General features: G+C 66.0%; 2 protein-coding genes. Both read left to right on the top strand.

Annotated features, from left to right (window positions below):
- Positions 1–1,461: Re/Si-specific NAD(P)(+) transhydrogenase subunit alpha (locus LHL23_RS23310; protein ID WP_226431745.1), on the top strand; the 1,461-nt coding region annotated here is incomplete at its 5' end.
- 15 nt (positions 1,462–1,476) lie between these two features.
- On the top strand, positions 1,477–2,594 hold a 1,118-nt coding region (locus LHL23_RS23305), incomplete at its 3' end, for an NAD(P)(+) transhydrogenase (Re/Si-specific) subunit beta (protein ID WP_226431744.1).

Raw genomic sequence — 2,594 nt, 5'->3', positions numbered from 1 at the left:
GGGGCGGGGGCTGCGGCGGGGTTTTCCGATGCGGCTTATGAGGCCGCGGGGGTGGAGATCATCAAGACCCCGGCGGCGCTGTGGAAGGCCTGCGACATCGTCGCCAAGGTGCGCCAGCCGGACGCCACCGAGCTGAAGCGGCTGACCAAGGGCAAGACGCTGATTTCCTTCTTCAACCCGGCCGGGAACGAAGAAGGCATGGAATTGGCCAAGTCGAAAAAGGCCAATGTCATCGCCATGGAAATGGTGCCGCGGATCTCCCGCGCGCAGAAGATGGACGCGCTCAGCTCGATGGCCAATATCGCGGGCTACCGCGCCGTCATCGAGGCGGGCAACAACTTCGGCCGCTTCTTCACCGGCCAGATCACCGCCGCGGGCAAGGTGCCCCCGGCAAAGGTCCTGGTGGTCGGCGCCGGCGTGGCCGGTCTGGCCGCCATCGGCACCTCGACCTCGCTTGGCGCTGTCACCTATGCCTTCGACGTGCGCCCCGAAGTGGCCGAGCAGGTCGAGTCGATGGGCGCCGAGTTCGTCTATCTGGACTTCGAGGAGGAGCAGCAGGACGGCGCCGCCACCGGCGGCTATGCGGCGGTCTCCTCGCCCGAGTTCCGCGAGGCGCAGCTCGCCAAGTTCCGCGAGCTGGCGCCGGAGATGGACATCGTCATCACCACCGCGCTGATCCCCAACCGCGACGCGCCCAAGCTGTGGCTGGAGGACATGGTCGCGGCGATGAAGCCGGGCTCGGTGATCGTCGACCTGGCCGCCGAGCGCGGCGGCAACGTCGAGGGCACGGTGAAGGACGAGAAAGTCGTCACGGACAACGGCGTCACCATCATCGGCTATACGGATTTCCCGTCCCGGATGGCGGCGCAGTCCTCGAGCCTTTACGCCACCAACATCCGCCACATGATGGCTGACCTGACGCCGGAAAAAGACGGCCAGGTCAACCACGACATGGAGGATGACGTGATCCGCGGCGCCACCGTGGCGTTTGAGGGCGAGATCACCTTCCCGCCGCCGCCGCCCAAGGTGCAGGCGATTGCGGCCAAGCCCAAGGAAACGGTGCCGGAACTGACCCCGGAGGAAAAGCGCGCCAAGGAAATCGAAGCCTTCAAGGCGCAGACCAAGAGCCAGGTCACCATGCTGGCGGGCGGCGGCGCGCTCTTGCTGCTGGTGGGCCTCTTTGCACCGGTGAGCTTCATGCAGCACTTCATCGTCTTTGCGCTGGCCTGCTTTGTCGGCTTCCAGGTGATCTGGGGCGTTGCCCACTCGCTGCACACGCCGCTGATGGCGGTCACCAACGCGATCTCCTCGATCATCATCCTGGGCGCGCTGATGCAGATCGGCTCCGGCAGCTTCCTGGTGATCCTCCTGGCGGCGCTCAGCGTCTTCATGGCCGGGATCAACATCTTCGGCGGATTCCTCGTCACCCGGCGCATGCTCGCCATGTTCCAGAAATCTTAAAGAAGGGCCGGACCAATGGATTACGGTTTCACCACCGCCGCCTATGTCGTTGCGGCTGTTCTCTTCATCCTGAGCCTCGGCGGGCTTTCGAACCAGGAAAGCGCCAAGCGCGCGGTCTGGTACGGCATCGCGGGCATGGGGCTGGCGGTCTTTGCCACCCTCATCGGCCCCGGCTCCGGCTTGTGGCTGTTGTCGGTCCTGCTGATCGCGGGCGGCGGCCTCATCGGCACCTATGTCGCCAAGCGGGTGCAGATGACCGAGATGCCGCAGCTGGTCGCCGCGATGCACTCGCTGGTCGGCCTGGCCGCGGTGTTCGTCGGCTTCATCGCCCATTTCGAGATCGGCAATGTGGCGGCGGCCGTGGCCGCGGGCAGCACCGATGAGCTCGGCACCTTTGCCAAGCTGATTGCCAAGAAGACCCCGGCGGAGATCTCTTTCTTAAGGGTTGAGCTGTTCCTCGGCATCTTCATCGGTGCGATCACCTTCACCGGCTCGGTGATTGCCTTCGGCAAACTGGCGGGCAAGGTCACCTCGGCCGCCACCAAGCTGCCGGGCGGCCATATGCTGAACGCCAGCGCCGCAGGCCTCTCCTTCCTCTGCCTGATCTGGTACTTCAGCTCCGGCGGCTTCCTGCCGCTCTTGCTGATGACCCTGGCGGCGCTGTTCATCGGCTACCACCTGATCATGGGCATCGGCGGCGCCGACATGCCGGTGGTGGTGTCGATGCTGAACAGCTACTCGGGCTGGGCCGCGGCGGCGATCGGCTTCTCGCTTGGCAATGACCTGCTGATCGTGGTCGGCGCGCTGGTGGGCTCCTCGGGTGCGATCCTCAGCTACATCATGTGCAAGGCGATGAACCGCTCCTTCGTCAGCGTGATCCTGGGCGGCTTCGGCGGCACCACCGGTCCCGCGATGGAAGTGGAGGGCGAGCAGATCGCCATCGACGCCGACGGCGTGGCCGCGGCGCTGGAGGAGGCCGACTCTGTGGTGATCATCCCCGGCTACGGCATGGCGGTGGCCCAGGCGCAGCAGAACGTCGCCGAACTGACCCGCCGCCTGCGGGCCAAGGGCAAGGAGGTGCGCTTTGCCATCCACCCGGTCGCAGGCCGCCTGCCGGGCCACATGAACGTGCT

Origin of the sequence: Leisingera sp. McT4-56, from assembly GCF_020514995.1 — a bacterium.
GTDB classification, from domain to species: Bacteria; Pseudomonadota; Alphaproteobacteria; order Rhodobacterales; family Rhodobacteraceae; genus Leisingera; species Leisingera aquaemixtae_A.
This window is presented reverse-complemented; position numbering and strand designations above follow the sequence as displayed.